This window comes from Pontibacter pamirensis, assembly GCF_010015475.1.
In the GTDB taxonomy this organism is placed as follows: domain Bacteria; phylum Bacteroidota; class Bacteroidia; order Cytophagales; family Hymenobacteraceae; genus Pontibacter; species Pontibacter pamirensis.
The window spans coordinates 166,709-189,918 of sequence record NZ_SSNI01000003.1 but is presented as its reverse complement, the minus strand read 5'-3'; the positions used below and the strand labels follow the sequence as shown (position 1 = coordinate 189,918).

At 49.2% G+C, this 23,210-nt stretch carries 19 protein-coding genes; 14 read left to right on the top strand and 5 right to left on the bottom strand.

All coding sequences use genetic code 11. From position 1 onward, the window contains the following. Positions 1-188 precede the first annotated feature (188 nt). The 6 genes from E1919_RS04925 to E1919_RS04900 all read left to right on the top strand — a co-directional run bounded on the left by E1919_RS04925 (position 189) and on the right by E1919_RS04900 (position 9,604). Positions 189-1,553, top strand: a complete 1,365-nt coding sequence (locus tag E1919_RS04925) for a sugar porter family MFS transporter (RefSeq protein ID WP_162052243.1) — start codon at positions 189-191, stop codon at positions 1,551-1,553. Between the two features lie 2 nt (positions 1,554-1,555). Next, complete coding sequence (locus E1919_RS04920; protein WP_162052242.1) at positions 1,556-2,446, top strand: carbohydrate kinase family protein; 891 nt, start codon at positions 1,556-1,558, stop codon at positions 2,444-2,446. Positions 2,447-2,469: 23 nt separating this feature from the next. Further along, the gene (locus E1919_RS04915) at positions 2,470-5,589 is read left to right on the top strand and encodes a SusC/RagA family TonB-linked outer membrane protein (protein ID WP_162052241.1); all 3,120 of its coding nucleotides are present in this window, start codon (positions 2,470-2,472) and stop codon (positions 5,587-5,589) included. 18 nt (positions 5,590-5,607) lie between these two features. Further along, entirely contained in the window at positions 5,608-7,329 is a 1,722-nt protein-coding gene (locus E1919_RS04910) for a RagB/SusD family nutrient uptake outer membrane protein (protein ID WP_162052240.1), read from the top strand. A gap of 132 nt (positions 7,330-7,461) precedes the next feature. After that, positions 7,462-9,111 carry a glycoside hydrolase family 32 protein gene (locus E1919_RS04905; RefSeq protein WP_162052239.1) on the top strand — a complete coding sequence of 550 codons (1,650 nt, stop codon included), beginning with the start codon at positions 7,462-7,464 and terminating at the stop codon, positions 9,109-9,111. A 340-nt stretch (positions 9,112-9,451) separates the two neighbouring features. Further along, entirely contained in the window at positions 9,452-9,604 is a 153-nt protein-coding gene (locus E1919_RS04900; RefSeq protein WP_162052238.1) for a hypothetical protein, read from the top strand. Positions 9,605-9,662: 58 nt separating this feature from the next. Here the strand turns inward: E1919_RS04900 and E1919_RS04895 are convergent, their stop codons facing one another. Next, positions 9,663-10,013 (bottom strand): winged helix-turn-helix transcriptional regulator, encoded by a 351-nt coding sequence (locus E1919_RS04895; protein WP_162052237.1) that lies wholly within the window; start codon positions 10,011-10,013, stop codon positions 9,663-9,665. Between the two features lie 160 nt (positions 10,014-10,173). On the opposite strand from E1919_RS04895, the gene E1919_RS04890 reads away from it, so the two are divergent. The 7 genes from E1919_RS04890 (at position 10,174) to E1919_RS04865 (ending at position 16,311) form a co-directional block, all read left to right on the top strand. After that, positions 10,174-11,193 carry an LLM class flavin-dependent oxidoreductase gene (locus E1919_RS04890; protein WP_162052236.1) on the top strand — a complete coding sequence of 340 codons (1,020 nt, stop codon included), beginning with the start codon at positions 10,174-10,176 and terminating at the stop codon, positions 11,191-11,193. Positions 11,194-11,269: 76 nt separating this feature from the next. After that, the gene (locus E1919_RS27305; protein WP_202915850.1) at positions 11,270-11,725 is read left to right on the top strand and encodes an LLM class flavin-dependent oxidoreductase; all 456 of its coding nucleotides are present in this window, start codon (positions 11,270-11,272) and stop codon (positions 11,723-11,725) included. A gap of 11 nt (positions 11,726-11,736) precedes the next feature. Then, entirely contained in the window at positions 11,737-12,201 is a 465-nt protein-coding gene (locus E1919_RS27300; protein ID WP_202915849.1) for an LLM class flavin-dependent oxidoreductase, read from the top strand. A gap of 131 nt (positions 12,202-12,332) precedes the next feature. Further along, positions 12,333-12,662 carry a hypothetical protein gene (locus E1919_RS04880; protein WP_162052235.1) on the top strand — a complete coding sequence of 110 codons (330 nt, stop codon included), beginning with the start codon at positions 12,333-12,335 and terminating at the stop codon, positions 12,660-12,662. A gap of 17 nt (positions 12,663-12,679) precedes the next feature. Beyond that, complete coding sequence (locus E1919_RS04875; RefSeq protein ID WP_162052234.1) at positions 12,680-13,426, top strand: NADPH-dependent F420 reductase; 747 nt, start codon at positions 12,680-12,682, stop codon at positions 13,424-13,426. 228 nt (positions 13,427-13,654) lie between these two features. Continuing rightward, positions 13,655-14,722, top strand: coding sequence for an SDR family oxidoreductase (locus E1919_RS04870; protein WP_162052233.1), 1,068 nt, complete (start codon positions 13,655-13,657; stop codon positions 14,720-14,722). Positions 14,723-15,267: 545 nt separating this feature from the next. Then, positions 15,268-16,311, top strand: a complete 1,044-nt coding sequence (locus tag E1919_RS04865) for an NAD(P)-dependent alcohol dehydrogenase (RefSeq protein ID WP_162052232.1) — start codon at positions 15,268-15,270, stop codon at positions 16,309-16,311. Between the two features lie 1,427 nt (positions 16,312-17,738). Here E1919_RS04865 and E1919_RS04860 read toward each other — a convergent pair. The 4 genes from E1919_RS04860 to arsM form a co-directional block, all read right to left on the bottom strand. Then, positions 17,739-18,569, bottom strand: coding sequence for a carbonic anhydrase (locus E1919_RS04860; protein ID WP_162052231.1), 831 nt, complete (start codon positions 18,567-18,569; stop codon positions 17,739-17,741). Between the two features lie 400 nt (positions 18,570-18,969). Further along, entirely contained in the window at positions 18,970-19,758 is a 789-nt protein-coding gene (locus E1919_RS04855; protein ID WP_162052230.1) for an SDR family NAD(P)-dependent oxidoreductase, read from the bottom strand. 157 nt (positions 19,759-19,915) lie between these two features. Further along, positions 19,916-20,389 (bottom strand): vitamin K epoxide reductase family protein, encoded by a 474-nt coding sequence (locus tag E1919_RS04850; protein WP_162052229.1) that lies wholly within the window; start codon positions 20,387-20,389, stop codon positions 19,916-19,918. A gap of 93 nt (positions 20,390-20,482) precedes the next feature. Then, positions 20,483-21,436: an arsenosugar biosynthesis arsenite methyltransferase ArsM gene (gene arsM / locus E1919_RS04845; RefSeq protein WP_262888692.1), complete on the bottom strand. Its 954-nt coding sequence runs from the start codon at positions 21,434-21,436 to the stop codon at positions 20,483-20,485. A 1-nt stretch (position 21,437) separates the two neighbouring features. Here arsM and E1919_RS04840 point away from each other — a divergent pair, with 1 nt between their 5' ends. Further along, positions 21,438-22,982, top strand: coding sequence for an IS1182 family transposase (locus E1919_RS04840; RefSeq protein WP_162052228.1), 1,545 nt, complete (start codon positions 21,438-21,440; stop codon positions 22,980-22,982). The last annotated feature ends 228 nt before the right edge of the window (positions 22,983-23,210 follow it).

Genomic DNA, 23,210 nt, shown 5'->3' with positions numbered 1-23,210 from the left:
ATTTCGAAACAATGATACAAAATCGAAAGCCTGATACAAATTTAAAAGTAGCCTTTTCCCCCTCTTAAAGCCTTTTATCCTGCTTTTAGTGACTAGTTACTCAGTTGGTATGAATTTGTAAGTTATTGAAACGTTCCTGAAGCCCAGTTCTTCTGTTTGCCGCTACATTTGAAGAAAAACAAGCGGCTATGAACAACAGGAGAATTTTATTTTGGTCAATAACTGTAGCGATGGGAGGATTCCTCTTCGGCTTTGACACAGCAGTTATTTCCGGGGCTGAACAGTCTATTCAAGCGGTGTGGCAGTTAGATGTGTTCCAGCATGGGTTAACAGTTTCGATTGCCTTAATAGGTACAGTGCTGGGCGCTCTGTTTGGCGGGTACCCTTCCGATAAGATAGGCAGGAAGAATACTTTGTTCTGGATAGGGGTGCTTTACCTTGTGTCTGCTGCAGGGTCTGCTTTAGCCACAGACTGGTATACCTTTCTGTTCTTCAGGTTTATTGGCGGCCTTGGGGTTGGTGCTTCTTCCGTTGCGGCGCCTATGTATATTAGTGAGATAGCCCCTGCCAAAAACAGAGGCAAAATGGTGGCCATGTTCCAGTTTAATGTCGTGTTCGGTATACTGGTCGCGTTTCTGTCAAACTACTTGTTGCAGGATATAGGAAGTAACGCATGGCGCTGGATGCTGGGTGTGGAAGCTTTGCCGGCACTTGCCTTTGTAGGGCTTGTACTGCTGGTGCCGGAGAGCCCACGCTGGCTGGTAGCTAAGAGAGGAGCTATAGAAGAGGCAAGAACTGTTCTCAATCTAATTGACCCTTCCACAGCGGAGTCTGAACTGGCCGCCATCATTGAATCAAAAAATAAGCAGGAAAGAAGACACACAGCTGATAAGCTCTTTTCGAAGCAGCACAGTTTCCCGGTTTTGCTGGCCGTGCTGTTCGCCGTGTTCAACCAGGTGTCCGGTATTAACGCCATCATTTACTATGCCCCCAGAATATTCGAGATGACCGGCCTGGGGAAAGATGCAGCCCTGCTTTCATCCGCCGGTGTTGGCCTCGTCAACCTGATTTTTACGTTGGTTGGCCTTAACCTCATTGACCGCGTGGGGCGCAGAACATTAATGCTCATCGGCTCTTTTGGCTTGATTTTAACGCTAAGCCTGGTTTCGTGGGCCTTCTACACCGAGAGCTTTAACGGTATACTGGTGCCCCTCTGCCTGTTCGGCTACATTGCCTTTTTCGCCTTCTCCCAGGGGGCGGTGATATGGGTGTTCATCTCTGAGATTTTCCCGAACAGTGTGCGGGCAAGCGGACAGGCGCTGGGCAGTTTTACCCACTGGTTTATGGCCGCGGTTATCGCATTTGCCTTCCCTTACATAGCAGCCACGCTGGGAGGAGGAAACACCTTCCTGATTTTCGCTGGCATGATGGTGCTGCAGCTGCTCTTTGTCTGGAAGATAATGCCGGAAACAAAAGGCATCTCGCTGGAGGAAATCGGAGACAAGGTAGAGGCCCAGCCTGCAGTTGAAAGCTTACTAACTAAAACTCACTAATCATGAAACAGCCACAGATTATATGCTTCGGAGAAGTGCTTTGGGATATTCTCCCGAGCGGGAAAATGCCTGGCGGCGCACCTATGAATGTCGCCATTCATTTATCCTACCATAACTTCTCGCCCCTTATCATCAGCCGTGTGGGCAGCGACGACCTCGGGAAAGAGCTGGTGCGTTTCCTGGAGGAGAAGAACCTTTCCACCCAATGGGTTCAGATTGGCCAGACGCACCTGACAGGGGTTGTAAAGGCAAACATCTCAGACAAAAACGAGGTGAGCTATAAAATTGTAGAGCCCGTTGCCTGGGATTATATACAATACGACGGGCAGGTGGCGGAACTGGTGGCGCAAAGCGATGTCTTTATCTACGGCAGCCTGGCCGCCAGAAACCAAACCACCCAGGAAACGCTGCTCCGGTACCTAAAGCTGGCCAGGTTCAAAGTGATGGACGTGAACCTACGGCCGCCCTACTACAACCCGGAGCGCCTGAAAACTCTGCTAAACTTTGCGGATGCTGTGAAACTGAACCACCAGGAGCTGGAGGAAATAGCAGGCTGGTTTGGCTGGTCAGGAAACGGGCAGGAGCAAATGCAGGCCATGAAGACGTGCTTTAACCTGCAGCTACTGATAGTTACCCGTGGCGATAAGGGTGCGGCAGTACTAACGGATGCTGGATACGAAGAGCACAATGGCTATAAAGTGGAAGTGGAAGACACCATCGGCAGTGGCGATGCCTTTCTGGCCACCTTCCTTAAAAATTACCTGCACCAGGAGCCGATACAAAAAGCTTTGGCGGAAGCATGCTTGGTTGGGGCATACGTTGCCACCCAAAAAGGCGCTACGCCCCACATAGACTTGGCTAAGTTTGAGAACACACCTTTGACCCTTTCATAATTCTAACTCCTAAACGATTAACCATGAAAAAGATTTTATTCATTATGCTGTTGCTGCTGACCAGCCTTCCCGTGGTATACGGACAAGGCAGGACAGCTGTCAGCGGGACGGTAACAGGCCCCGACAACGAGCCACTGATAGGGGTGACTGTTGTGTACAAAGGCGAAGAGACCATAGGAACGGCCACCGACGCGACGGGTAGTTTTACCCTGCCGGTACCGGATGTGAATGGCACACTTGTTTTCTCTTACATTGGGTATGCTACGCAGGAGGTGCCAATTCAGGGCAGAACGCAGCTAGCAATAAGCCTTGCTACAGATGATAAAACACTCAGCGAAGTGGTGGTAACTGGCTACAGCACCCAGAGAAGAGCTGACCTGACAGGGGCAGTTGCGGTGGTGGACATGGAAAACATCCAGGATAACCCGGCGCCGAGTGTGATGCAGTCGCTGCAGGGCCAGGTACCCGGCTTGTACATCAGCACAGATGGCTCTCCTAACCCAAACACAGAGGTGCGGGTGCGGGGCACGAGTACTTTGGGAAACAATAACCCGCTGTATATTATTGATGGCGTGCCCTCCACTACTGGTTTGCAGTACCTGAACCCGAACGATATCGAATCAATGCAGGTGCTGAAGGATGCTTCTTCTGCCTCCATCTATGGTTCAAGAGCGTCTAATGGGGTAATCATCGTAACCACCAAAAAGGCCAAATCAGGCGAGCTCACCATTGATTATAATGCCAACGTAGCTGTAGAAAGGTTCGGGACGAGGCTGGACATGCTGGATACAGATCAGCGCGGTATAGCCTTGTGGCGTGCAGCCGTGAACGACGGACGTGACCCTGATAATGCCCAGTATACCTATATCTGGCGCAGAGACAGCAACGGTAACCCGATTCTGGAGAATGTAAACGTAACAGAGTGGCTGGATGAGGGAGCCGGTATCAGATCAGGTAACACGGATTGGTTTGATGAGATTCTCAGAACTGGTGTGCTGCATACACATGACCTGTCTGTGTCGCAGGGAGGCGAGAACGGAGGTTTCAGGTTCTCCATGAACTACTATAACAACGAGGGAATTCTGAAGGGCTCCAACTACAACCGTATTACAGCTCGCCTGAACTCTAACTATAAAATGTTTAACGACAGGCTCACCGTCGGCGAAAACCTGTCTATCTCCAAGGCGCGTGAAACACCGATGCCGGATGGTATCGGGGGTACGCCTATGATGCTTGCAGTTCGTGCACTGCCTATACTGCCCGTGTATGCAGAAGATGGCCGCTTTGCCGGACCAATAGGAGGCGGTTTCTCTGACAGAGACAACCCGGTAGCACTTATTGAGGATAACCTGCTTGATAAAGAGCATACACTGAAGGTTTTCGGTAACGTGCATGCCAACCTGGAAATAGTAAAGAACCTGAACCTCCGAACAAACTTCGGTATTGACTATGAAAGTGTGTTTGCCCGGAACATCAGCAAAAGGTACCAACGGGGCTTCCTGGGCAATCCCATCAATTCGCTTAACCAATCGCAAGGGCATTTACTGAGCTGGACCTGGAACAACGTACTGACCTACGACCTGCAGGCCGACAACCACAATGTTAACTTTATGGCAGGTACGGAAGCAGTGGAAAGCTCTTTCAATAGCTTCTCAGCCTACAGGGAACAGTTCGCTTTGCAAACGGATGATTACTTTTACCTGGATGCCGGTACAGGAAACAGAAACAACAGCGGTAGCGGCTTTGGCTATTCCCTGATGTCATACTTCGGTAAGGTAAACTATTCCTTCAACGAAAAGTACCTGGCCTCTGCCACCCTGCGCTACGATGGTTCCTCCCGTTTTGGCAGTGAGAACCAGTTTGGCCTTTTCCCGGCCTTCTCGCTGGGCTGGAGGCTGAGCAACGAAAGCTTTATCGCTGATAATTTAAGCTTTATCTCTGACTTGAAGCTAAGAGCAGGATGGGGCAGAACAGGTAACCAGGAAATCGGGAACTACGCTACCTATGCTTTGTACCAAGCGAATTATGGCGATGACCAGACCTGGGCCCCTAGTGGTGGAACCGCATACGACATAGGCGGTAACGACACCGGCACGCTGCCATCCGGATACGTTCGTACACAAACCGGCAACGACAGACTGCGATGGGAATCAACTACTGAAACCAACATTGGGCTGGATTTCGGGTTCCTGGGGCAGAAGATATTTGGTTCGGCAGAGTACTACGTGCGCAACACGGAAGATATCCTGATTTCGCCAGCCTACATCGGCGTAATTGGTGAGGGCGGGAACCGATGGGCAAACGGTGCTTCTTTGAGAAACAAAGGATTCGAATTTATAATAGGCTACAGAAATACGCTAGGTACTGACTTCAGCTACGATATTACTGCAAACTTCGGTTCCTTCAGAGACAGAATAACAGAATTGCCTGATGATGTGATCCGATCTTACCCCGGAAACGTGGAGAAGAACATCCTGGGTCACTCCGTCAGATCGTTCTTCGGTTATGTGGCTGATGGCATTTTCCAGAACGAGGAAGAAGTTGGGCAGCATGCCACGCAGCCAGGTAAAGGAGTAGGTAGAATCCGGTTCAGAGACTTAAACAACGACGGCGTAATAGATGTGCTGGATCAGGACTACATCGGTGTTGCCAACCCTGACTTTGAGTATGGCATCAATACCAACTTGTACTACAAGAACTTTGACCTGAGCATCTTCTTTCAGGGAGTGCAGGGCATAGAGGTGAACACGCAGCCTTTCCAGTTATTCACGGACTTCATGTTTATCAACGGGGAAAACGCAGGAGTGCGTACACTGGACGCCTGGTCACCAGAAAACACCGGCTCCACTATTCCGTCACTTTCTCTGGCCGATAACAACGATGAGAGAAGACTTTCCACTTACTTCATCAACAACGGCTCTTACCTCAAGCTAAGACATCTGCAGCTAGGGTACAGGATTCCGGAGACCGTACTGGCGCCAATCTTTGTCAGTAACCTGAGAGTGTACCTGCGCGGCGAGAACCTGCTGACTTTCAAGGATAACTCGGGAGACAACAGATTTGTAGGCCCGGACCCTGAAACGCCCGGTGACCAGTACCCAAGACCAACAAGACTGACACTTGGCCTGAACGTTACATTTTAATCTTTAAAATACGTAATCATGAAATTTAAAAAATATTTAACTGTCGTTCTAAGTTCAGCCATGCTACTGGTTGGTTGTAACGATGACTTTCTTGAAAATCAACCAAAGGGCACCGTTAGTGGTGACGAGCTGAACACACCTGAAACAGTAGACGGAATGGTGATTGCAGCCTACGCTGCCATCGGGAATGACCACTGGACTGTGCCATTTGGAAGTATGTGGGCCTACGGCAGCGTCCGCTCCGACGATGCCTACAAAGGTGGCGGCGGAACAGGAGACGTAGGCGACTTCCATAACTACGAACTCTTTGTTTTTAACAGGCCCAACCAGGGCTCCACAGATGCGCTTTGGTTCAGGCTGTATGTAGGCCTTGCCAGAGCCAACGAGGCGCTCACCAGAATAAATGAACTGAGTGAAGAAGATTACCCCGAGAAAATACAGCGCCAGGCAGAAATGCGCTTCATCAGAGGTCATTTTAATTTTCTCCTGAAAATCCTTTTCAAGCAGTTCCCTTATATTGATGAAACAAAGTTAAAGGAGGAGTATGCCCAGATATCGAATGTGGAGTATACCAGCAATGAACTGTGGGGGAAAATAGCCGATGACTTCAGGTATGCCGCAGAGAACCTGCCCCTTTCAGTGCCGCAGGAAGGGCGTGTTGATCAGGGGGCGGCCAAAGCCTACCTTGCTAAAACGCTGCTTTACCAGGCATATGAGCAGGACGACCAGCACAACGTAGTAAACATAAACAGGGATAACCTGGAGCAGGTAGTCACGCTGGTAGACGAAATCACAGGTCAGTATGGCCTGGTGAATGACTTTGGGCAAAACTTCCTGTGGCAGTATGAAAACAACCCGGAATCTGTTTTTGCTATCCAGCGTTCTATTGATGACGGTACACCGGCAGGCAGGGTGGATATGGGTACTGCGCTCAATTACCCAATGGGTGACACATACGGTTGCTGCTGGTTTAATATTCCGAGCCAGAACCTGGTAAATTCCTTTCGGACCGACCAGAACGGATTACCTGAGTTCCAGAATTACGATGCTACTGATTTGGTGACAGCGCAGGACTTCAGAGCTAATACCGTAGACCCGAGAGTGAACCATACGGTGGGTATACCGGGGCAGCCATGGAAGTACCAGCCGAACGTAGTGTATGACCAGTCGTGGGCCAGAACCCCACAGCTTTATGGCTATTTTTCTTCGATGAAGGAGGTGCAGCAACCGGATTGTGCCTGCCTGCGCAGAGTCGGCCCTTTCTTTGCAAGTTCTAAGAACAATATAATCATCCGGTTTGCTGATGTGCTGCTATGGAAAGCGGAGGCACTCATAGAACTGGGCCGCCAGGATGAGGCGCTTCCAATCATTAACATGCTACGGGAACGTGCACAGAACAGTACGGAAATGCTCATAGACGCGGACGGTAACTATATCTCTGACTTTCAGGTGGAGACGTACAAGCCAGGTGAGAATATTAACTGGACCCAGGAAACTGCGCGGCAGGCCCTGCGTTGGGAAAGACGTCTGGAGTTTGCCATGGAAGGCATCCGCTTCTTCGACTTAGTGCGCTGGGGAGTAGCCGCTGAAACCATGAATTCTTATTTTGATACGGAGGAGGAGAAACGCCAGTACCTGACAGAGGCGCAGTTCCAAGAGGGCAGGGATGAATACCTTCCGATTCCGCAACAGCAGCTTGACTTCAGCAAAGGACTGTATCAGCAGAACCCTAACTGGTAAAAGTGGAGAAGGCAGCTGAGGATACTTCATGCACTTTTAGCTGCCTTCATCAGGTTTAAATAAATTATTACAAACCAGAAAGGTAGTACCTGTAATGCACTGGTACTACCTTTCATGAAATTAAAAGCTGCTATGCAAGTAAAAAAAATATATGCGCTCGCCGCGCTTGGCACATTACTCTATAGCTGTAGCTCAAACCAAGCAACAGTAGAGGATTCTAACACAGAAGTAGCCGCTACCACTGCTATATCCGATGAACAGCACCGCCTGCAGTTTCACTTTACCCCTCCAACTGGCTGGATGAATGACCCGAACGGGATGGTATACCACAATGGGGAATACCACCTGTTTTACCAGCATAACCCCGACAGCACGGTATGGGGGCCGATGCACTGGGGCCATGCCATCAGCAGGGACATGATCAACTGGGAGCACCTGCCAATTGCCATTTACCCGGACAGCCTGGGCACCATCTTCTCGGGCAGTGCGGTAGTGGACGTGAAAAATACCTCTGGCCTGGGCACAGCAGGAAATCCGGCCATGGTCGCTATCTATACCTATCATGATGCAGAAGGAGAAAAGGCAGGCAGAGACGATTTCCAGACGCAGGGCATTGCCTTTAGCCTGGACAATGGCCGAAACTGGACGAAGTATAAAAACAACCCGGTGCTGAAGAACCCAGGCATCCGCGATTTCCGTGACCCGAAGGTGAGTTGGTATGAAGAAGGGCAGAAGTGGATTATGACGCTGGCCGTAAAAGACCATATCAGCTTTTATTCCTCTCCCAACCTGATTGACTGGAAGCTGGAAAGCGATTTCGGGGCTAACGTAGGCGCGCACGGTGGCGTGTGGGAATGCCCGGATTTGTTCAAGCTGAAGGTTGAAGGTTCAGATGAGGAAAAGTGGGTGCTGATTGTGAACATTAACCCTGGTGCGCCTAACGGAGGCTCCGGCACACAGTACTTTCTTGGTAGCTTTGACGGAAACAAGTTTGTGATGGACCCGCAGTTTGAGGCCAGCCTGAATGCAAAACCTGCTGTTGCTACGACTGTAGTAGGCCAGGAGGGTATCTGGATAGATTATGGCCGCGATAACTATGCCGGTATCACCTGGTCGAACGTACCGAAGGAGGATGGCCGCGAACTTTTTATCGGCTGGATGAGCAACTGGGACTATGCCAACGTGGTGCCAACAGAAAAATGGCGAAGCGCCATGACAGTGGCCCGTACACTGGAATTAGTGAACACTCCGGCAGGTTTACGCGTGGCTTCTATGCCGGTGAAAGAGCTGGAGAACATCTATGGCACCACGAAAACGCTGGCAGCGCAGACTGTTTCCAGCGCACTTGATGTATCGGAGAAGCTTTCCATGAATACGTCCACCTTCGACTTAAACCTGGAGGTGGAGCCTGTTGGGGCACAGAGTTCCTTTGCCGTTGAGCTTTCAAACGCAAAGGATCAGAAAGTGCTGATAGGCTTTGATGCAACCCGCGGACAGTATTACATAAACAGAGACAAGGCCGGAGAAAATCAATTTTCAGATAAGTTTACAGGTATCCAGTACGCCCCCAGGTTATCAACTGATAAGGCTTTTGACCTGCGCTTAGTAGTGGATGTGGCCTCTGTGGAGCTTTTCGCGGATGGCGGGAAGACAGTGATGACCAGTATCTTCTTCCCTGATGAAGAATTTACGCAGGTGAGATTGGTTGCTGATAATGGCGAGCTAAAAGTTACATCAGGACAAATGACGGAGCTGAAATCAATATATAAGCCAGCAAATTAAAACATGAGCCGGCATCAGCATGCTACTGCCGGCTCATATCATAGTACAGCATCATCATACATTGAATACCAGAAAGCCCTGTGGTCCTGCTGCAGGGCTTTTTCCTTTTAGTAAAACGTATTAAAGGCTTAGAAGAACAGCCGCATTCCAGAAGCTTATGTATAGTTAGTAGGAGGAAGCAAAGGTGTTAGGTTTGTTATTAGTTAGATGAATAAATACTTGCTTGACGCCTCCTTTCAAACGATAAATATCAGTCCACGCTGGAGGCTGCATTAATCTTGCTTCCTCCTTTCCTGACTTGGACATAAACTGCCTGCTGACAGAGAAAGGGGAAATGCTTGTGTCACAGAACCACGCCAACGGCGACTGCTGGCTCCTGCTGCAGGCGGAGAAGGAGAAGCTACAAACTGAGTGCAACAAATTTGAGGCGCTGGAGGCGCTTCTCATAAAGCACGGCATCCTGTCTTTATCATCATTGGATCCCCTTATTTGATGCTTCAGTACATGATTTCAGTCAAGGATTTTTTGCCTTCCGAATAATTGCTACCAAGTTATTCCTTATTGAAAATCCTCTCCCGGTGTTTCAATCCCCAGCCCTTTAAGGCATCGATGATAGGAGTCAGAGTATCGGCATAAGGTTCCGGTTTATACAAGATCTTAACCGGGTAGTCATCTATAACAATGCGCTTGATCAGTTGGTGCTGCTCCAGGTCTTTGAGTTCCTTAGCCAGAACCTTGGGTGTGATGCCAGGGATGCTCTCCTGTATGTCAGTGAACCGCTCATTGCCGGTCATAACAGAAATGATGATCGGTAATTTCCATTTGCCACTAATCACGTCAATCGCATCCCGCACCGGCTTTACCGTGTCAAGGCAGGATAAATAGCCCATTTTATTAGCCATACGTCTTCAATAATAAGTTTATCACTTTCCTTTAGGGAAGTACTATACAAAGGAAAGTAAATTTCCGTAAATTTGCAACATCATTTATATATAGGAACAAAAACAGATAACTGGAAAAATGGAGTTTGTTCTTCAAACAACAAATTGACAGCGCCAAAATATGAATAACCAAAAAATAGCATATTCTATCTTAGAACTTGCACTTGTTCCGCAAGGCGGCACGATAAAACAGACCCTGAACAATTCGCTGACATTAGCAATCGAAGCTGAAAAACTAAATTACACACGCTATTTGTTTGCAGAGCATCATAACGCTGAACATATAGGCAGTTGCGCTCCCTCCGTATTGATCGGTTACGTGGCAGAAAACACCCATACCATCAGGGTAGGTTCGGGTGGTATTATGCTTCCCAACCACTCTCCCCTGATTGTAGCAGAACAGTTCGGCACTTTGGCCCATTTATATCCCAACCGCATTGATCTAGGTGTTGGAAGAGCGCCTGGTACAGACCAGCAAACAGCGCAAGCCATACGGTCAGATTTTATGCAGGCTGCGCAGGCTTTTCCACAGGAAATAATTAAAATCCAGGATTACTTTTCTCTTGAAAACAGAAGCTCGAAAGTAAGAGCGACTATTGCGGAAGGCACAGAGGTGCCGCTTTACATATTGGGATCCAGCACCGATAGCGCGCATTTAGCTGCAAAGAAGGGATTGCCTTACGCTTTCGCAAGCCACTTCGCATCCACCCATTTATTTAACGCTCTAAAAATTTACCGCGAAGAGTTTCAGCCTTCTGAAGCCCTGAAACACCCCTATACTATAGCCGGGGTGAATGTTTTTGTTGCTGATACCGATGAGGAAGCAGAAAAATTGTTCACCACCTTAATCAGGATGTTCCTTGGTGTATTAACCGGGGCAAAAAATGCCTTACAACCACCAGCAGAAATGACCGAAGAGTTGAAAGAAATATTGAAGCACCCTTCTATGCAGCAGATGCTCAAATACTCCTTTGTAGGAAGTAAGCAAACTGCAAAAAGGCAAATTCAGGCATTTCTGGAAGAAACGCAGGTAAACGAGCTTATAGTGGTATCCACCACCTATGCCCTCGAAGACCGGCTAAAATCTATCAGGTTATTCGGAGAGATTATGACGGAGATAAATGAAGAAACGAAGCAATGAAGCATAAAAAAAGTTAAAGCTTGCCGCCAATATTGATGGTCTGGGAAGGAATCATGTGGGCTGGCAGCATCCGGATATGCCTGCTGATGCCAATGAAAATATTGATTTTTACATCAAACAGGCTATACTGGCAGAATCAGCAAAGTTTGATACGCTCTTTTTGGTCGACGTGAGCCATGTAGGTCCGGGAAATATCCCGCATTACCTGAGCATGTTTGAAGGTGTTTCCGTCATGTCTGCCATCAGTATGCACACTAAAAAAATAGGGCTTTCGGCTACTGTTTCCACTTCCTATGCCGATCCTTATAGTGTTGCCCGGCAAATCCTGTCGCTGGACAAAATAAGCAAAGGCCGTGCGTCCTTGAATGCCATTACCTCTAACCCGGGAGGCATGGTCAACTTTAGTCGTGGTCATCTCGGCAAGTCAGACCAATACCCCATGAATAAAGAATTTATGGAAATCGGGGTGGGGTTGTGGGACACCTACGAAGATGATGCTTTTATCCGGTATAAAGAAAGTGGCTTATTTTGAATCCGCTGAAAATGCATAAGGTAAATTACCGGGGAAAATATTTTGCGGTAGAAGGGCCATTGAATCTCAGCCGTTCCGTTCAGGGCCGGCCGGTGTTATATACAGCAGGTAGGTCGCAAACGTTCATGGACCACGCCACAAGCTATACAGACGGTGTGTTTACCCATGGCAGCACACTGGAGGAAACAGTGGCAATTGCGGACGAATTAAGAAAACAATTAGTTGTAAAAGGCAGAAGACCGGAAGATTTTATCGTGTCCGTCTCACAAAATCCAATCGTTGGCAGCACAGAGCAGGAAGCGCAGGAAAAATACATGGAACTGTTGCGGTTCATTCCCAATACCAGCCTCTCTCGTCCACTATTTTTTGGTTCAGCCGAAAAAGTGGCAGATCAGGTGCAGCAATGGTATGATCAGGGAGCAATAGATATGTTGATACTCCGTCAGGACCATCCCCACGGCTTGCGGGATTTATAGAGTTGGTCGTGCCTATTTTGCAGGAACGCGGCATATTCCGAACGGAGTACGAAGCCGATACACTTAGAGGTAATTTAGAGTTGCCCAAGCCAGCTTTCAGAAAGACAGCGTAAACGAACGAACTGAATATCGTGAATAAAGATAAAAGCAGACAGATGCACATCATCACGCAGCTGGCCAGTGGGCAGGGCATTGAGCAGGGCGGGTGGCGCTGGCCTGGGGAAGACGCAGCTGCCTTCATCAACGAGGACGTCTACATTAAAGCGGCGCAGTTGGCCGAAAAAGCCAAACCAGACGACTTCTTTCTGACGGATTTCTGTGGAGCAGGTAGTGCCTATCCTGCAAAAAAAAGGTTTACTGCGAACAGAATATATCGGCTCCACGCTTCGGGAACATTTAGGACTGCCCTACCAGAATGGCTTTCAGGAACCAAAACAAAGGCCTCGTCGGCCATACTTTAATCATTCAATAAAATAATATGAAAATAGGAATCATTGGCACCGGTGCTATTGGTAGCACCCTTGCAAAAAAACTGTCTGCCACAGGGCATCAGGTAAAAGTCACCAACACCAGAGGTATGTCCGAACTCCAAAAAATAGCTGCAAGTTTGGGAGCAGCGGCTGCAACCATACAGGAGGTGGTTAAAGATGTGGAGGTCATCATTTTTTCCATCCCCTTTAAAGTCTATAAAGACCTGTCGAAAAGTTTACTTCAAGACGTACCTGAGGATGTAATCATTATGGATACCTCCAATTACTATCCCCTGCGCGATGGGGAACTGCCGGGCTTGGAAGGGAAGACTGAAAGTGAATATATATCCGAGACATTGGGAAGACCGGTTATTAAGGTGTTCAACAATATTTTGGAGTATACCCTCAAACACAAAGGGAAAGCCGCGGGTGAGGAAGGAAGAATAGCTATTTCAGTAGCTGGCGATAACGAGGGCCATAAAAAAGTAGCTGCTGAACTGGTTGACCAGTCAGGTTTCGATACCGTTGACGGGGGAAGCCTTGCCCAATCATGGAGACAGGAACCAGGAACTCCTGCCTACTGTACAGAACTAAATGCAGCAGAAATTAAACTGGCACTTGCTAACGCACAAAAAGGAAAAGCCCCTGCTATAAGGGATTACATAATGGACAAAATAATGAATTCCAAAACCTTCCCTTCAAATGAAGAATTAGTTGCCTTAAACCGTTCGGCTGCCGCAGGTAATCTGAGGTAGGCGCAATAGCTATTTTCAATTGCTCTTGCTTGCCGCACACGTAAGTCCTTGCGACTTGAAATGGCCTTCATATGTAAACAGGCAACCAAGGAGGAAGGACCGTGGGGGCGGTAGTGAAAAAAAACCAGAAGGAACTAAGACCCTAAATATCGGAACCGTATAGATTAAACAAAATCATCCTTTGTGCCTTCATAGTAAAAATGGCACGAATTAACACGCGATGGAATTATGGAAAAAATAGCATTAGTAGTTGGCGCAAGTGGCATCACCGGAAGCAATCTTGCCCAGGAGCTGATTTCCCAGGGATGGACCACCTACGGCCTGGCCCGCAACCCGAAGCAGGATGTAGCGAACCTACAACCTGTTGCGGCCGATTTGCTGCAGCCGGAACGTCTGCAGGCAGCTTTAGCAACGGTTAATCCCACGCACGTGTTTATCACCAGTTGGATGCGCACGGAAACCGAAGCCGAAAACATCAGGGTGAACGCCGCCATGGTCCGCAATCTGCTAAGTGCTCTGTCGCCTAAGAAAACGGTGGAGCACGTAGCCTTGGTCACAGGCCTGAAGCATTACCTGGGGCCCTTCGAAGCATATGCCAAGGATGGATTCCTGCCCCAAACCCCTCTGCGTGAGGAACAGCCCCGACTGGATATAGAGAATTTTTATTATGCCCAGGAGGATGAGGTGTATGCCGCCGCTGCCCGAGATGGCTTCACCTGGAGCATCCATCGGCCGCACACGGTGATTGGCAAAGCAGTAGGCAACATGATGAACCTGGGAACTACCCTGGCGGTCTATGCCACTATTTGCAAAGAGGCGGGACGTCCTTTCCGCTGGCCCGGTTCTGACGCGCAATGGAACGGGCTTTCCGATGTGACTGATGCCCGGGTCCTGGCCAAACACCTGGTATGGGCAGCCACCACGGAAGCAGCCCGTAACGAAGCCTTCAATGTGGTTAACGGAGATTATTTCCGTTGGAAATGGCTGTGGAAGCGCATAGCTAATTGGTTTGGAATTGAACACTTAGGCTTTGACGGTACCATTCATCCGTTGGAAGCTGAAACAGCAAATGATGCCCCGATATGGCGTGAGATTGCGGAGCGGAATGGTTTGGCCGAGCCTGATTTAAACAAGCTGGCCTCACCCTGGCACACCGACCTGGATTTAGGGCGTCCCATTGAAGTCATGACGGACATGTCCAAGAGCCGAAAGCTGGGCTTTCCTGTATACCAGAGTACAGAAGATTCATTCTTTGAGCTGTTTGAGCAACTACAGGAAGATCGATTGATTCCTTAAAATTTTCATATGTAACAGCTTATATATGGACGTATGTCAAGTAGAGCCTAGATTTAAAGAGATAGTCTTTTTCTAGAGGATATGAACTCCCAACATCAGGCTCGGTGTAAAAGAATGGCTAAAAATTGAAGATTTTAATATCAAAACAAAGAAGGCTCTCTTCAGAACAGGAGAGTTTTCATTGTTTCGATACTCATCCGTAGCAACAAATAAGCACACTTATTCTAACTTATTAGCTTTCTTGGTAATGCATTTAATTTGTCCCTGACATACTTTATTACTTGATCTTCATGAATAGCTCCTTGCCTATTTCAAGTCTGGTCTATTTGCCAGGGTTAACTATTCCAGGTGCTGCCTGATTCTTTTAGCTGACAAATACTTACTATAGAAGGGCGGACCTGGCTGTTGCTTCCAGGAGTCCTGAAGGAGGTCAGCGTCAATGGGAACGAATCCTAGGGCGCACTTTTTTGTGCTGATTTAGCTTCTGGCATAAACAATCCTGACCTGTTACCGTTTTTCTAAACATACATCAACAAAACAAAACTATGATTTCAGCAAAGGGATATGCCGCTTACGATCCTGTTCAGCCGTTAGCGCCTTATGATTTTGAACGCCGTGACGTTGGGGCGCACGATGTGATGCTAGAGATAATATTCTGCGGTGTCTGCCACTCAGACCTGCATACTGTCAGAAGCGAGTGGGGTGGGGCCTCGTACCCCGTCGTGCCTGGCCATGAGATAGTGGGGCGGATCGTTCAAGTGGGAGAGCATGTAAACAAGTTTGAGGTGGGCGAAACGGCTGGCGTGGGCTGTATGGTGGATTCCTGCCGCTCCTGCTCCAGCTGCTCGGAGGGCCTGGAACAGTATTGTGAAGTGGGGTTCACCGGAACCTACAACAGCCCGGAACCCGGCTTAGACACACCGACCTATGGCGGCTACTCGAACCGCATCATTGTGCGGGAAGACTTTGTGCTTAAGATACGGGAAGACCAGGACCTGGCGCGTGTTGCGCCGCTGCTATGCGCCGGTATCACGACCTATTCCCCGCTCCGCGAGTGGAAGGTGGGGAAAGGGCATACACTGGCAGTGGTAGGCCTGGGAGGATTGGGTCACATGGCTGTGAAGCTAGCCGCCTCTATGGGCGCCGAGGTTACAGTGTTAAGCACCTCACCGGAAAAGGAGGCAGATGCCAGGAGTTTGGGAGCACACAGGTTTGTGGTCACTAAAGACCCAAAGGCTTTAGAGGAAGTAAGAAACTCATTTGATTTCATCATCAATACGGTCTCGGCGAAAGTAAGCCTGGACATGTACGCCAGCCTGTTGCGCCGCGACGGTACCATGATACTGCTGGGCGTTCCGCCGGAGGCACCCGAACTGCATGCCGCCACCCTGATATTCGGCCGTCGCCGCATTGCCGGCTCATTGATAGGGGGAATAGCAGAGACCCAGGAAATGCTGGACTACTGTGCCGAGCATAATATCCTGTCGGATGTAGAGGTTATCCCGATTGACTATATCAATGAAGCTTATGAGCGCATGCTGAAAGGCGATGTGAAGTACCGATTTGTAATTGATATGGCATCGCTATAAGTACTTGTACTTTAAAACAGAAAGACAATCTTCAATAAGAACAGGGAATCATGTTTTAAAACAAAGCCTCCTTCAACGGAAGCGGACTTTCAATTTAATCCTTCCACAAGTACTGCATCACAGAGTGTGAGGTATAAGGGGCTGCCCTTTCTACTGGACAGCCCTGTACTTCACTTATGCGGCTATAGCCACGGCGGACAGTTCTGCCTTCAGGTCCAGGATGTAGCTTGGTTTTAAAGCCCTTTGTGCCGGCGTAGATGATTATCGTCATGTCGTTTTTGAACTGACTGACCCTGCCTTGCAGTTAAGCTAAAGCTACGGAGTTCTCAAATACTGTTTCTTTGATGCCGATAATATTTGCTTACTAAATATAAGAGCAGGACGTACCATTATATAGTGAGCTTTGTAGCTAAATTGCACAACTTTAGGCAGTTAGTAATTCTGTGAGTAGCGTATGTTGTTGTTTGTAAAGTGCTGATTGGCAAGCAATAGTTAGGCGAATTAAAATCCCGCTCTCTCTGCTGGTAGCGATACCAAAAAAATCAAAAGCCCGTAAATCAACGATTTACGGGCTTTTGATTTTCTATGCCCCTGCTAAATCATTCAGTTTTTCTTCATCCTAAGGGGTATAATTCGGTTACCAAAATCCAAAAGAATTCTTTGTATTTGAATTTACTGTATCCCTTTGATTTTCAGAAAGATGTACAGGTTTCGTGCATCTTGTGGAGCCTACAAATGATTTTTAACTTAAACAGTAAAAGGAGGAACCAAAATGGACACTAAAATCAGCAGCCTGTTTTACGATAAAAGTTTAGCACCAGCAACAACCTGCTGCCCATCTACCTGCGTGTCACCATCTGCGGAAAGCGGTTTAAAACCTGCATACCGTAATCTCACCCCGGCAAATGGTCCGTGGATTCAGGCCGTAAAAAAGAGAATACTGAGGAGGCTAGGAGAATAAACGCGTACCTGGATATACTCAGGTTTAATGTGTACGCATTTCAGCAGGAACTCCTGCAGGAGGGGAAGCCGGTGACAATAGAGGCTAATAAAGACAGATAGCCGGCCTGTGCGGCATCAATAAGGCACTGACTTTCCATTTCGCCCGCCATGCCTTCGCCACCACCGTCATACTATCAAACGGGATACTTATCGAGTCAGCGAGCCGGATGCTGGGTGACACCAAATTCTAGGTCAAGCAGCACTACGCCAAGATATCGGACATAATAGTTAGTGAGCACATGCGGTTGCATAAAAACAAGTTCAAGATATAGTCAAAGGTGAGTTTTTTAAAAGAGAACGCGACACCAGAAGTGGTACAGGCAGAAGGCTGACGCGGAAGATTATAACGGCTTCATGCACAGAACTTCATGTGGCGATCGGCTGAGACTTATGGCTCGGCCGATCGCCACATGAACAAGAGAACACTACTCTTCTGTCTTCAGTACCCTTCTGTTGTTGAGGGGTTGCACAGGCCGCGCGTTATTGGCATACAATGCAGAGAACCTGGCTATTTGTTCCTCTGATGCCTGTATGGGTTCCCTGAAGACTAACCAGTCCACACCCACTGTACAAGGAGGCGTGGTCAGAGAGCCGATGTAGGTATAGTGAATCTGGGATGGAGGGATGTAGTCAGATAGCATTAATTGCACTTCTGTCTGCACTTCCTCTTCCTTCTGAGCTGGTATCTGTGTGAATACCTTCTCCAGGAAAGGGTTGTCAGTAGTGCCTTCTTCTATGAAAACGGCCAGCACAGCCAGGTTGCCCGTGCCCTCCTCCTGGTGCACCAGATGCATCTCGAGCGGGTATCGCTCCCCATCGATGGTGTGCTCAGAAGGATAGTGGAAGTGAAACTGCATAAACTGGTACCGCTTGCCCTCTACCGTGATAAAGCTGTTCTCCGTGCCATACACCTGCACCGTGTGCCCGTTGTCCACGATCTTCATAGGGAAGGGTTCATACTCGTACTGTATGTCTGAAAGCTCCGCCTCAATCACCTCCTGCGTATTAATGTTGACAGGAGACTGCACGTTGGCCCGGCACTCGGACCCCGAGATTTGCTCCCAGTTGGTGTTCTCATAGTCCCACTCTGTTGCCGCACCGGCATCGGCTTCCGCTGCAACTGGCTCTTCCGATACTGTTTCTGTCTCCGTTTCACCGCCACAGGCAGACAGGCCGATAGTAAAAATTAAAAAAAGGCACAGCCTGTTTTTTACTCTTTTGTATTGAAATGGAATAAGGACTTCGCTTCTCTTCATATATTTATTAGGTTACTTCTAGGGACTTTACTTTTTTTGGAGCTAAAAGTTTTGGAGCAGGCAGAAAATTGCTCTGTTGCTACCTAAGAATCCTTGAGCTTCTTAAATAATCATCGGGTATGACAATGGCAATTGAGCTGGGCTACCGCTTCCAGATAATGAAGCTGTTTTACAATTACCTCTATGAAGACACTGATGCCGAGACCTTGGTAAGCGAGCTAAATCAAAACAGCCTCTAAAACAGTGGAATCTGGTGTTTGTTGCTTTCGACATAAAGAAAACATACTTGGTTTTAGATGCCATCTTCTGCGGTTCCGCATTTATATCGAAAAAGCCAGTTCCTTCATTTTATGAAGGAACTGGCTTTTTCGATATTTAAGTTTTACAGAAACAGCAAACGCTACATAGAGCGGTGGGTTTTAGCCATTTCCCTCATACCTTCAAAGTTAGAGATGGCGTACTCATCCATTTTCCTTGGCTCTAGGAAGTTCATTCTGATACTATCCTCTCTTTCCTTGCCGCCAAAGACCACATTTATCTCCTTGCTCAGCAGACCTTCAACAGATATCCTAGCCACTTCTTCAGGGCTATCCATTTCCCCTGTGTTGGCAGTTGTCATCATGTCGGTATCCGTGGAGGAAGGGTAGACGGTCATCACGTGAAGCGGGTACTGGTGCAACTCTCTCCTCATGGCATCGGAGAACTGCCCGACAGCCGCCTTTGTAGCGGCATATACGCTGTAGAATGGCATGGCAATGTACCCGAAGCCGGAGGATAAGTTCATAATAGCTCCTTCCTTGCTTTTCTGCAGCAAGGGGAGCGCCTTCTTTGTCAGTAGAATGAGACCGGTGACGTTGATGTTGATTTGGTTGATGATATCCTCCTCACTCTGCTCGGCAAGCAAGCCGGCGCTAACCACTCCCGCGTTGTTTATCAGGATGTCCAGCTCGCCCCATTCCTCTGATATAGTCGAAACGGCTTTCTCCAGATCGTCACTTTTGGCGACATTTCCCTGGATGGTGAGGAAGTTAACGGAAGAGAGGTCTGTTCGAAGCGCTTCCAGCGGCTCTTTTCTTCTTCCTATCACGGCAATATCCTGCACACCCCGGTTCACCAATTCTTTTATAATGGCTTTTCCTATACCGGCGCTGCCACCTGTTATGAGCACTTTCTTATTTTTTAAGTCCATAGTGTTTTACTTTTGTATTCAGGTAGAATGCACGCGGTACAGGGGCCAGAGTTTTGCCGGTAGGGTAGAGGCGAAAAAGCTTCACCTATTGGTTCGCTCCTCGGTAACTTCCGGGAAGCTGCCGGCCAGGCAGGAGAAGCAGAAAGTCTTCCTTCAGTTACTTCCTGATCAGGTGATAGGCTGGCTTCAACGAAGCGAAATTAATGACAGCGCCTGCCACACAATAGACGCAAATCCTTTTCTGAACGAAAGCCATTTTGTAGAGGTACTGTGCAGCACCGGCCGCCTGGCCCAAGACGACAGCACCCAGCACCAGGTCTAAGACACGGGAGCGTTTCTTAAACCTGGCTCCTGCTACGGCCAGCAGCATGGTGACGGCATAGCCTCCCAGACTGATTACACCGTCCGGCATCCCCAACATCACGGCATCTTTGGAGGTGTTTACCTTAACGGTGTTAAACACCTTTCCCGGAAAGTCCGGGAGTTTCCTGAAATAGCCTAGCTGGAGCAAGGAAATCAAGCTGAAATCCACTAGTCCTGCTGCTGCTGATGCAGCTATACTTCTCCGGTACGCTGTTTTTGTACTTTTGTCTTTCCTGACTTTGTCGATGACTGATTTCTTTTTTTTCATAGTTTTGTCTGTGATTTAGGTGTTTATGTATGTTCCTCAGTTCCTACGCAGTTTATGCACTGGTGAATGTAAAAAGTAGAATGAGCAACTGATTTAACAGCACCCGCCTCCGTCATAGAACCAGGTGGATCCGGTGATGTAGATGTCCTTTCTGCCAAGGTTGCCCAGGGCTTTGGCAGTTTTATCACATACGGCTAAAGGCTGATTATGGAGCAGGGTGTGCCCGTTTCCATCATCAAAATATGCCTCTTCTCCATAGTAGATGGCATGCTTGCCTGTGAAAACGCAGGGGCCGTCGGCAGGCATCGGGTCTTTGATGGCGCAAATTTCCACGCTCTCAATGAAGATCACGCTGTCAGTATCATACTGCTCCGGTGCCAGCACGCGGTAGGGGCGACGGGCCCTTACCTCCACGGTTCCAAAGCCAATGCCGGTGATAAAGTCGATGTACTGCTGCAGCGGCATGGCGCCACTCAGGCAAAGGGCGCGCAGGCGGTCATCGTTGCGCAGGCTTTCCGGCATCAAGTCTTCGCTGGTCGGGTCTGACAGTACAAGTCTCCCATGCGGCTTCAGCACGCGGTGCATTTCGCCCAGCGCCACCTCCAGCAGCTCCTTCTTAAAAATGTTAAACAGGCAGTTCTGGGCAGCCACATCCACGGACTCATCTTCTAAGGGCAGTTGCAGCGCATCGCCGTTTCGCAGCTCCACAAAATCCCGCTTAAACCAGTTGTTCTCACGCTCTGCCTGGCGAAGGTTCCCGTCGCAAACATCCAGCATCCTGGCCACGGGGTCTACGCCAATGACGGCACCGGGCCTGCGGTTAAAATAGGAGAACTGCAGCAGCTCCATGCCTCCCCCTACGCCAACATATAGCACGGTTGGGTTCTGGCCCAGGTCGCGCGGGTTTACCGTGGAGCCGCAACCGTAGTTCATCTCCAGCATTTTCGAGGGCACAGCAAGCTCTGGCAGCTGCCATACGGGTGTGGTGCTTGTTGCACAACCCTTTGAAGATAGTCGTAAAAGGATATAATACCAAATTCTTGGCACAATGCAGGGCAGGAAGATTTTTGAAGACGAGAAGGAGCTGTACTTCTCGCTCTCGGCACATGTGCCGGAGCACAACTTTTACCGGCGGCTCAAGCAGCGGCTTGATCTAGGCTTTCTCTACGGCCTGACGCGGGAGCACTACGGCCGCTGCGGCCAGCAATCCATTGACCCGGTGGTCTTCTTCAAACTCTGCCTGGTGGGCTACCTGGAGAACATTGTCTCTGACCGTAGGCTCATCGAGCACTGCAGCCTTCGCCTGGACCTCTTGTATTTCCTTGGCTACCAACTCGACGAGCCCCTGCCCTGGCACTCTACTCTCTCCCGTACCCGTCAGCTCTTTCCCTCTGACCTCTTCGACAAAGTCTTCACACATGTGCTCTCCCTGTGCGTGGAGGCGGGCATGGTGGCCGGCCACACGCAGGTAGTTGATTCAGCTTTAGTCAAGGCCAACGCTTCCATGGACTCGCTCGAGCTTAAGGTGCCCCGGGAGGAACTAGCCGATCACCTGGAGCGGGTCAGAGCCATGAGTCCTTCCGACCGCAAGGCCATGCGGGACAAGGCCACTCAGCAGCAACGCACCATCACAGCCAGCCGCGACGAGTTGCAGGAGATCAGAGCCCGCAACAGAAAGTGGAGCAAGGACCAGCACCCCGGAGCCAGCAACAAGGACAGCCGTTTCACTTCGAATAAGACCCATTACTCCCCGGTGGACCCCGACGCCAGAATAGCGGTGAAACCAGGTAAGGCCCGTAAGCTCTGCTACCTCTCACAACTGGCCGTGGATTCGTCCCGACACGTCATCACCCATGCGCAAGCTGACCATGCGGACAAGAAGGACAGCCGGTGCCTGCCCACCCTACTCAGGGCGCTCACTCTAAGGCTGCAGCAGTTAAGCCTCTCCTGCGGCACCCTGCTGGCGGACGCCGGCTACTCCTCGGGAGAGAACTATGCCCTGCTCGAGCAAAAGGGCATCAGCGCCTATATCCCGCCCCATGGCACCTACAAAGGAGGCCCCAAAGGCTTCACCTACCACCGGGAGGGGGACTACTGGCTCTGCCCGCAAAACAAGAAGGTGACATTCCGGAATGTGCTGGTGGAGAAGAAGAATAACAACAAAAAGAGAACCTACTACACCACCAGGAAGGACTGCAGGGACTGCCCCGTGAAAGAGAGCTGCATCGGCCACCTGCAGGTCAAAAAGATAGAGGTCACCTACTACCGTGATGAGTACGAGCGGGTCATTACCCGCCTTAACAGCCGCTGGGGCCGGCGCATGAAAAGAACCCGGCAGGCGACGGTGGAGCCTGTGTTGGGCACGCTCCTCAACTACATGGGTATGCGGAAGATCAACACGCGGGGGCTGGGGCAAGCTCACAAGGTGATGTTATTGGCAGCCACGGCCTACAACCTGCAAAAGCTGCTGCGCTACACTCCAAAAAGAAGGCAGACAGCTGTGGTGGCCCTACATAGGCCAGAGCAGTGGGCGCTTTTTTGGGTACTCTTAGTGGGACGGGAAGGAAATGACTTAGGAAAAGGAATAGGGTGAAGAAACTACTGCTGAGTTGTGCAACAGCTACTGTGGTTGTGCAGCAAAGGCCTTTCTGCGGGTTGTTTGCGGCGTCTTCATACACCAGTTTAGCTGCTTCTAAATAATCACTCATCAGTTTTGGTTTTATGTTTTAGTTTCCTTGTAGATATATTATGCAGTAAAAGTATTTGCTTCGTGGTTTTATCATGCTTGCGTGTGTTCAGCAGAAGAGTTTTGAGGTGCCTC

Coding starts and splice junctions, on each gene's coding strand:
- E1919_RS04925 (WP_162052243.1), top strand. CDS start 189: ATGAACAACAGGAGAATTTTATTTTGGTCAATAACTGTAGCGATGGGA.
- E1919_RS04920 (WP_162052242.1), top strand. CDS start 1,556: ATGAAACAGCCACAGATTATATGCTTCGGAGAAGTGCTTTGGGATATT.
- E1919_RS04915 (WP_162052241.1), top strand. CDS start 2,470: ATGAAAAAGATTTTATTCATTATGCTGTTGCTGCTGACCAGCCTTCCC.
- E1919_RS04910 (WP_162052240.1), top strand. CDS start 5,608: ATGAAATTTAAAAAATATTTAACTGTCGTTCTAAGTTCAGCCATGCTA.
- E1919_RS04905 (WP_162052239.1), top strand. CDS start 7,462: ATGCAAGTAAAAAAAATATATGCGCTCGCCGCGCTTGGCACATTACTC.
- E1919_RS04895 (WP_162052237.1), bottom strand. CDS start 10,013: ATGGCTAATAAAATGGGCTATTTATCCTGCCTTGACACGGTAAAGCCG.
- E1919_RS04890 (WP_162052236.1), top strand. CDS start 10,174: ATGAATAACCAAAAAATAGCATATTCTATCTTAGAACTTGCACTTGTT.
- E1919_RS27305 (WP_202915850.1), top strand. CDS start 11,270: ATGCCTGCTGATGCCAATGAAAATATTGATTTTTACATCAAACAGGCT.
- E1919_RS27300 (WP_202915849.1), top strand. CDS start 11,737: ATGCATAAGGTAAATTACCGGGGAAAATATTTTGCGGTAGAAGGGCCA.
- E1919_RS04875 (WP_162052234.1), top strand. CDS start 12,680: ATGAAAATAGGAATCATTGGCACCGGTGCTATTGGTAGCACCCTTGCA.
- E1919_RS04870 (WP_162052233.1), top strand. CDS start 13,655: ATGGAAAAAATAGCATTAGTAGTTGGCGCAAGTGGCATCACCGGAAGC.
- E1919_RS04865 (WP_162052232.1), top strand. CDS start 15,268: ATGATTTCAGCAAAGGGATATGCCGCTTACGATCCTGTTCAGCCGTTA.
- E1919_RS04860 (WP_162052231.1), bottom strand. CDS start 18,569: ATGAAGAGAAGCGAAGTCCTTATTCCATTTCAATACAAAAGAGTAAAA.
- E1919_RS04855 (WP_162052230.1), bottom strand. CDS start 19,758: ATGGACTTAAAAAATAAGAAAGTGCTCATAACAGGTGGCAGCGCCGGT.
- E1919_RS04850 (WP_162052229.1), bottom strand. CDS start 20,389: ATGAAAAAAAAGAAATCAGTCATCGACAAAGTCAGGAAAGACAAAAGT.
- E1919_RS04840 (WP_162052228.1), top strand. CDS start 21,438: ATGCAGGGCAGGAAGATTTTTGAAGACGAGAAGGAGCTGTACTTCTCG.